Source organism: Microbacterium sp. Bi128, assembly GCF_918698205.1.
Genome location: NZ_CAKKMM010000198.1, coordinates 1 through 7,237, shown reverse-complemented (window position 1 = coordinate 7,237; position 7,237 = coordinate 1). Strand labels below are relative to the sequence as shown.

Sequence of the window (7,237 nt, the reverse complement as noted above, 5' to 3'; positions counted from 1 at the left end):
GACGGCGCGGTGGACATCGGGTTGGTGGCAATCTTCACCGCCCCGTGCAGGAACGTGAACAGCGAGTCACCGGTCGGGTAGGACGGAGTCGATGCCGGCTCGACGGTGGACAGGGCGCGCGCGACGACCTCGAACACCGCTTCGAGGATGCCGCCCTCTTTCGCCGAGATCTCCATCGACTCGAACACCACGCCGGTGAAGGTGTGCGGCCACAGGTCGTCAGCGCCGACCGTGGGCAGCAGTTCCTGCACCGTGAACGACTTCGTCAGAGCGTCCGACTGCGAGAGCGTGTGCAGCTGCTGGTAGACCACGGGCGTGCCCGACGGCAGAGCCGTGTTCACCACGTTGCCCATGACCGCGTTCAGCAGCATGCCGAACCCGCGCGTTCCGACGTCGAGGGAGATCGAGCCCTTGCCCTCGAATTTCGACACGGTGTTGCGAGCCAGACGCTTGACGCCCTTCGACGGGCGCAGGCCGCGGCCGTCGACGGTCGAGATCTCATATTTGATCTGAGCGTCGGACTCGGGGAACCGCGTCGGCGTGACGGCCGTGCCGTAAACGGTTTCCTGCGCGATGCCGAGCGAGAAATCGAGCTGCGTCATCGGGTCACCTCCTGCTCGCTCGTGGTGGTGCCGGCCGTCGACGAGCGTCGGCGGGGCTTGATCGGCTCGGCGTCGACCGCCGGCTCGTCGACGGGCTCGGCCTCGTCGACGGGCTCGGCTTCGTCGACGCTGAGGGCTGCGGCCTCGGCCGCGGCCTGCGCCTCAGCGGCTGCCGCTGCGAGCGCGATCGCAGCGTCACCCACGGGCTCGTAGTTGGCCGGCTGCGCGGCGAACATCGGGGCGAGCGTTTCGGGCACGTCGAACACCTCGTCGGCCTCGATCACGCGCCCGAGGTCGGGCACGTCGAGCGCGCCGAGCGGGCTCACGTTTCGGAATGTGGTCATGCGGGTATTCCTCCCTGTCAGGTCGCCCGCGTGCGGTGCGAGCAGACGAATGTCGCGGCGATCTCGACCTGATAGCCGTCGTCGTATTCATCGCCGGTGGTGTCGGTGTCCCCCGGCAGGCACCACAGAACGGCCCCGCCGAGGGTGGTATTTGCGCCGTCGAGCAGGTGCGCCTCGATCAGCGCGAGCAGCTGAAACGCCCGCTCCCACGCGGCCTCGGCGATCTCGCTGCCCGACCCCGGGCGCCATGCGCCGATGTTGACGTCGATCGTCAGCGTTTCCTGCTGCTGCCTGCGAGGGCCGATGGTGGCTGCGTCGCGCGTGGCCTTGACGTTGCCGAGAGCGACCCAGTCGTGAAAGCGCATCGGCCACGAGAAACCCGCGCTCACGTCGACTTCCTTCTCGCCCGCGAGCGCTGCGCGGATCTCGGTTTCAAGCCCCTTCCGTGCGAGCAGCGCGCCGGTCGACGGGTGGATGCCGCTCATGCGCCGAATCCCGGCCGGGGCGGGTACTGCGCGAGCCCCTCCTGCACGGCGCGCGGCAGGTCGAATCCGACGGCGTCGCCGCCATCATCGGGGCGGGCGCGCGGCCCTTTCTTCTCTTGCCGCCACCGCAGCTTCGCGAGCGCGCGAGCCCACAGCAGGAACTCGGCCGGCACGCGGCCGTTCACCTCGTGCCGCTCGGGGTCGCGATGCCGGCCTGTCTCGCGGTCGATTCGCTCGCACGCCGCGGCCATGAACAGTTCGAGTTCCTCTGCGTCGTCCTGTCCGACGCTGTATTCGAGCGCTTTCCGCAGGTCTTCCGCGTGCAGCGGCCAGTTCGTCGCCATTGCGGCGCCCCTCTCTGCGCGAGAGGGGGCCGCACCCGGGATCGGATGCGGCCCCCTCGTGTCTTACTCGGCCGGCTTGGCGTAGCCGTTGGCGATGTATCCCTCGGCCTCGTCGACGGGCAGCGCGATCGACTCGCCCGCCGCCGGCCACGGCTCGCCGTCGCGCAGACCGGAGAGCGACACGAGCATGACGACGTCGAGCGTCGCCGGCTCGGTCGGGGGCTCGGGCTCAGCAGCCGGCGCGGCTGCCGGCGTCTGCGCGGCGGGGTCGCCCGCCGGCGTCTGCGCGGCGGGGTCGCCCGCCGGCGTCTGCTCGGCCGGGTCGCCGGCGGGCTTGGCTGCAGCGCGCGCCATTAGGACGCACCGCCCTGGAAGTGACGCACCGCGGATGCGTCCATGAGCCGGCCGTCGCCGCGGAGCACACCGCGGAACGCGGTCTGGTCCGAGCCGAACAGCGCCTGGTCGGAGCGCTCGACGCGCACCTCGCCGACGACGCGCACCCAGTAGCGGGTGAAGTCGCCGTAGAACAGCGGCTTGTTCCCGACGCCGAGGCCGGCGAGGAACGGGTCGCGGAACAGCGGGCGACCGAGCAGGGTCGGCGCTTCGCCGGCCTGGCCGTTCGGCTCCCAGTAGTACCGGCCGCTGTTGTCCTTCAGCTTGCGGATCGCGGCCACGGCCGAGTTGGCGACGACCCACGAGGCGTTCGGCTGGTAGGGAGCGGCGACCGATTCCTGCAGGTCGATGATGTTGTCCCAGGTGGGCGCGCCGCCCACGCCGGTGCCGCCGGTGACGCCGAGCGTCGAGGCGTTGGCGATGCCCTGCGGGGCGTTGGTGCCGCTGCCGGTGGCGAGATCCTGACCGAACAGGACGGCGAGGTTCTCACCGATGATCCGGGTCGAGAATCCTTCGATGTCGAACAGGGCGTCGGTGATGAGGTCGTTCGACACGCCGAGGTAGTCGCCGTACTTCTTGGTTCCGAACGTGATCTGACCGAACGACGGGTCGGTGCCGGGCAGCTGCGTGTTCTCGGTGGCCGCGCCGGCGGAACCGAACGACGCGAGGCGGGGGACGGTGACGCTGTCGCCCTTCTCGGTGACCATGACGAACGCGCCGGCGGCGTACAGGCCCGAGAACATGCGCAGCGGCTCGATGAGGCGCGAGAGGAACGACGCGCCCACGGCGTTGCCGCCGGCCGCGGCGACGCCGACGCTCAGCGCGCGCTGCGCGGTGAGTCGCTCGGCGGCGAACGATCGCACCTCGTCGGAGGTGGGCACGTAGGTGAGTCCGCCGCGCTGCTCGCCGTTCAGCACGTTGCGGATCTCGGCGGCGAACTGGGAGAGGTCCGCGGCGTTGCCGAACGCGGAGCGGTTGCCGAGCAGGTCGCCGGCGAACTCGATCGCGCGCTGCTCGATATCGCGCTGCATGGTCAGCAGCCCGATGTTGCGCTCGTGCGTGTCCAGCTGAGCGCTGACACGCTCGTACTGCTCGGTTTCCTCGGCGGTCCACTCGCGGCCGACGATATCGGCGAACCGCTTGCCGTCGCTCTCCCAGAGCTTGCGCTGCGCCTCGGCCTCGGCCTTGATGCGCGTCAGGATGTTGGTCATTCGTGCTCCCTTCCTAGATCCCGCGTCGGCGGGGTCGGGTGCCGGTCACTGCGTGCGCAGCGATGCGGGCTTCGATGGACCGCAGGCGGTTGGTCCGTGCGGTGATTTCCTGCTCGCCGGCCGCGGGCGGCTCGACGGGTGCGGGTCGTAGGCTGCGGCGAATCTCGTCGAGCGAGCGCTGCAGCTGCGTGGTCGCGCCCCAGTAGGCGGGGTCGGCGACGGGGGCGACGTCGTGGATCGTCATCCGCATGACACGGCGGATCAGACGCCCGTCGCGGTCCTCGCGCCACTCGACGTCGTCGAGGGTGCGGAGGTTGAACGCGAACGATGAGTGCGCGTAGTCGCCGCGGGCGGCGAGCACGGCCACGTCGCGGCCGGCGCTCGTGTCGGGCAGGTCGACCTCGTATCGCACGCCGATCTCGTCGACGAACAGCCGCAGGGTGCGGGCATCCGTCGTGCCGAGCAGCAGCCGGCTGTCGTGCTCGGCGCGGGCGATCACGCGCGTGTGCAGGGTGAGATCGAGCCCGCCGCCGTCGACGGGCTCGCCGGCGGCGCCCGGGTCGATTTCCTCGAACCATCCGCCGAGATCTCGCGACGTGGAATTGAAAACGGCCCCGTATCCGCTGAGGATGCCGGGGCCGCTGCCGCCCTCGGGGGCGGCTCGGAGTTCGACGGGTCGATCGACCACCCGCCGTTCGATATCTGTCACGCTGTCTCCTTTGTGATCGCGGTCGACGTCGCGTTCGACTCGGCCTCGCTCTTGCTCGTGTCGAACCACTGCTGCCACTGCTCGATCTCCTGTGTCGTGAGGCCGCGGCGTCCGAGCAGACGACGGGCCTCGGCGAGCGTGAGGGTGCCGTTTCGCAGCTGCTCGGAGATCGTGCGGGCGTATTCGAGTACGCCGGGCTTTTTCAGCACCGACAGGTCGTAGATCACCTCGTGCCCAAAGGGGATGACGGATTTCTGCGACGACGCCGCACGGCCGCTCACGCCGCCGAGTGTCTCGACCTGGAATAGCTCGGCGTCCATTTCGAGGTTCGAGTAGGTGCGGCTCGACCCCGCTTTGCCGCCGACCTTCTCGGGAGGAACGCCGAAGATAATCGCGATCTCGGTCGCCGACGCCTCGATCGTCTGCAGGAATTGCGCCTCTTCGGGCGTGACCATGATCTTGCGGTAGTCCCACTCGCCGGGCAGAGCGACCGGCTTCCCTTCGCGGGCAGCTTCGATGAAATCGTCGCGGGCCTCTTTGAGCTTGTCGGGATCGAGTCGGTTCGCTTTCGCCTGCAGGATTGCCGGCGGCATGGCCGAGTTCTTGAACCACCGTCGGCCAAACTGCCGCGACAGGTCGGCCCACTCGAACGTCGAGGCGAACTGCTGAATGGGCGACAGCCCCATAACCGAGCCGGCCTGTACCACTTCGCGAATGTGCAGCAGATTGCCGCCCTGCTTCGTGAGGGTCATCGGCTTGCCCAGCACGTTGTATTTGGGATCGAACGGGTTGGACTCGTCGACCCCCACCCAGTCGAACGGCAGCCACTGGCAGAACCGGCGGCTGTCGTCGACGAGCCCGAACGCGTTCCCACGCGTTTTGAGTTCGGTCGTCATCTGCACTTTCGACTCGTACTGCGAGAGCACGGGAGAGGGGTCGTCGAGGATGAGCGGGGTCGCGACGGGCTCGTGCTCACCGTTCGCGCGAGGCGCGGTGACGGTGACGCCGCCCTGCGCCCACTGGTCGGCGATCAGACGCACCGAGGCGTAGGTCGCGGCCTGTCGCATCGCGCCGCCGCGGCCGAGACTCTCCCACGATGCGCCCCACACCTCGGCCGAGCCGAGCGCGCGCATTTCGTGCCGGGTGAACAGGCTCACGATCGCCACCGCCGCGGCAGCGTCACCGGGTGCGCGGCCAGCCACACAGCAATGCCGGCGACGATGAGGGCGACCGGGATCGACCACAGCGCGACGCCGACCACGACGAGCACGACTGCGGTCAGTTCGAGCGCGTCAGTAACCCGTTCGTCGGGGATCTTCTCGGGCATGTGTCCTCCGTTTCGTGTCACCGGTTGGCCTGTTTCAGCGCGTCGGCAACGTCGTATCCGAGTTCCGGCAGTAGCTCGCTGAGCAGCTGTCGGGCGTAGGTGACGGCGACGAGCGCCGAGATTGGACGCATGGACGCGCCGCGCATCCACTTCCACCCCGCGTCGACGGTCTTCACCGCGGCCGATTTCAGCGCCTCGGTGAGTTCGGGCTGCCCGGGGTGGCGCACGCGCTTGTTCAGCACGTCGTCGAGCAGACCCGGGCCGGCGACGGCGATCTGCGCCGGCGTGATGAGTTCGACGTCGACGCCGGCATCGAGTAACGCCGGCACGAGGAACCCCGCAGCCTTGTGCTCGACGTAGACCCGGCCGGGCTGCGCGTCGAGCAGATCGAGGATGCCGGGCAGGTCATGCTCGTGGTCACCCTCGATGAGCCACCCGGTGCCGGGACCGTCGGCGAGCACCTCGATGTGCAGGTCGCCGTCGGCGCGGACGCCGGCGACGCCGATCGACGCCCACGCCGACTCGGGCGCGACGTCGATCACGTACACGACCTCGGCGCTGTTCTCGTCGACTTCCGTGTCGGGGTCCGCTACGCCGTCGGCGAGCCACCGATCCTTCGGGATCTTCCACGCTTTCTCGACGTCGTCGCCCCACCAGTTCAGGAACGGCCGCAGGAATCCGCCCTGCATCGACTCACGGAATGCGGCGATCTTCGCCTCGGTGGTGGTGTAGCCGAGCGCCGGCATGCACGACCACCACGTGCGCGGGTCGTCGGGGTCGGCTTTCTCATCGGCCGAGTATTCGACGTAGAGCGTCCGGTACTTCGGGACGCTGAGCAGTGACGGGTTCGAGCGCAGCAGTTCGACGCGGGCGCGGCCGATTTCGGCTTTCCCCCACAGGAACGGCGATTTGGTTTTGCTCTCGCCGACGGTCGAGATCCACAGAGATTGAGCGTCGTCGACGGCGGTCGTCGCCGGCATAAGCGCGGCCTCTAGGCGGTTGTCGCGCTGCGCGAAAATCTCGTCGCCGATGGTGAGCCCGAGCGTGCCACCGTGGCCGGCTCCCTCGGTTGGTGCGTCGATCGCCCATTTCGAGCCGTTGACGAACTTCATATGCTCGCTGCCGTTGGACAGGTTGAGCGTGTTCCCCGTGCGGTTGCGGCGCAGCAGCTTGCCGAACGGCGAGGCCGCGATGCGGTGGTGGTGTTCCTCTTCGAGCTTTTCGAGCGCCTTGTCGCGGGTCTGCGCGATGTAGAGCATGTACTGCCGCTCGGGCCACATGAGCATGCGGTGCACGCCCCACGGGATGACGAGCGACGATTTCCCCGACTGTCGGGGCACGATGATGACGATTTCCGAGTACCAGAGCAGACCCGTCGCCGGGTCGATCTCGAACGCGGTTTCGAGGATCTCCCGCTGCCACGGCATCGGCTCCCAGCCGAGCAGGCGCATGCACCCGATGACCTCGGATGCGATCGTGCGTCGGGCGGGGTTACGCGGGGTCGACCACCTCGGGGTCGTCTCGATCCCGGCCGGCTTCCCGGATCGCTTCCACGATGCCGGCAATACCACCACCCCCTGCGCTGCCCTCGTCGCCCGTGAGGTCGGCGAGCACCTTCCGCATGGCCTCGACGGTCGACGAGTAGTAGCGGGCGTTCTTCGGGTCATCGAGTGACCGGGCGCCGCGAAACAGCACCTCTTGGCGCAGGCGGGTCGCGGGATCGTCTGAGAGCGCGAACGCTTCACGCGCCGCGGCCTCGATCGGGCCGGCCTCGAACTGCTCGACGATGCCGTCGAACCGGCGGTCGATCTCGGCGTCGGTG

General features: G+C 68.9%; 11 protein-coding genes. All 11 read right to left on the bottom strand.

Annotation, left to right across the window (positions count from 1 at the left end):
- A partial coding sequence (locus LQV45_RS14375; protein WP_230007620.1) for a phage tail tube protein occupies nt 1–602 on the bottom strand: 602 nt, incomplete at its 3' end.
- Nucleotides 599–946 (bottom strand): hypothetical protein, encoded by a 348-nt coding sequence (locus LQV45_RS14370; RefSeq protein ID WP_230007619.1) that lies wholly within the window; start codon nt 944–946, stop codon nt 599–601. The genes LQV45_RS14375 and LQV45_RS14370, both read right to left, overlap by 4 nt.
- Before the next feature lie 17 nt (nt 947–963).
- Complete coding sequence (locus LQV45_RS14365; RefSeq protein WP_230007618.1) at nt 964–1,431, bottom strand: hypothetical protein; 468 nt, start codon at nt 1,429–1,431, stop codon at nt 964–966.
- Nucleotides 1,428–1,775, bottom strand: a complete 348-nt coding sequence (locus LQV45_RS14360) for a hypothetical protein (RefSeq protein WP_230007617.1) — start codon at nt 1,773–1,775, stop codon at nt 1,428–1,430. Before LQV45_RS14360 ends, LQV45_RS14365 begins: the two co-directional genes overlap by 4 nt.
- Nucleotides 1,776–1,838: 63 nt before the next feature.
- Nucleotides 1,839–2,129, bottom strand: a complete 291-nt coding sequence (locus LQV45_RS14355) for a hypothetical protein (RefSeq protein WP_230007616.1) — start codon at nt 2,127–2,129, stop codon at nt 1,839–1,841.
- Nucleotides 2,129–3,379 (bottom strand): phage major capsid protein, encoded by a 1,251-nt coding sequence (locus LQV45_RS14350; RefSeq protein ID WP_230007615.1) that lies wholly within the window; start codon nt 3,377–3,379, stop codon nt 2,129–2,131. The genes LQV45_RS14355 and LQV45_RS14350 overlap by 1 nt, the downstream gene beginning before the upstream one ends.
- A gap of 13 nt (nt 3,380–3,392) precedes the next feature.
- Entirely contained in the window at nt 3,393–4,088 is a 696-nt protein-coding gene (locus LQV45_RS14345; RefSeq protein WP_230007614.1) for an HK97 family phage prohead protease, read from the bottom strand.
- A complete protein-coding gene (locus tag LQV45_RS14340; RefSeq protein ID WP_230007613.1) occupies nt 4,085–5,245 on the bottom strand; it encodes a phage portal protein in 1,161 nt (386 codons plus the stop codon). Before LQV45_RS14340 ends, LQV45_RS14345 begins: the two co-directional genes overlap by 4 nt.
- Nucleotides 5,242–5,415 (bottom strand): hypothetical protein, encoded by a 174-nt coding sequence (locus tag LQV45_RS14335; protein WP_230007612.1) that lies wholly within the window; start codon nt 5,413–5,415, stop codon nt 5,242–5,244. The genes LQV45_RS14340 and LQV45_RS14335 overlap by 4 nt, the downstream gene beginning before the upstream one ends.
- 17 nt (nt 5,416–5,432) lie before the next feature.
- Entirely contained in the window at nt 5,433–6,866 is a 1,434-nt protein-coding gene (locus tag LQV45_RS14330; RefSeq protein WP_230007611.1) for a phage terminase family protein, read from the bottom strand.
- A 40-nt stretch (nt 6,867–6,906) separates the two neighbouring features.
- The coding region (locus LQV45_RS14325; protein ID WP_230007610.1) for a hypothetical protein at nt 6,907–7,237 on the bottom strand (331 nt) is incomplete at its 5' end.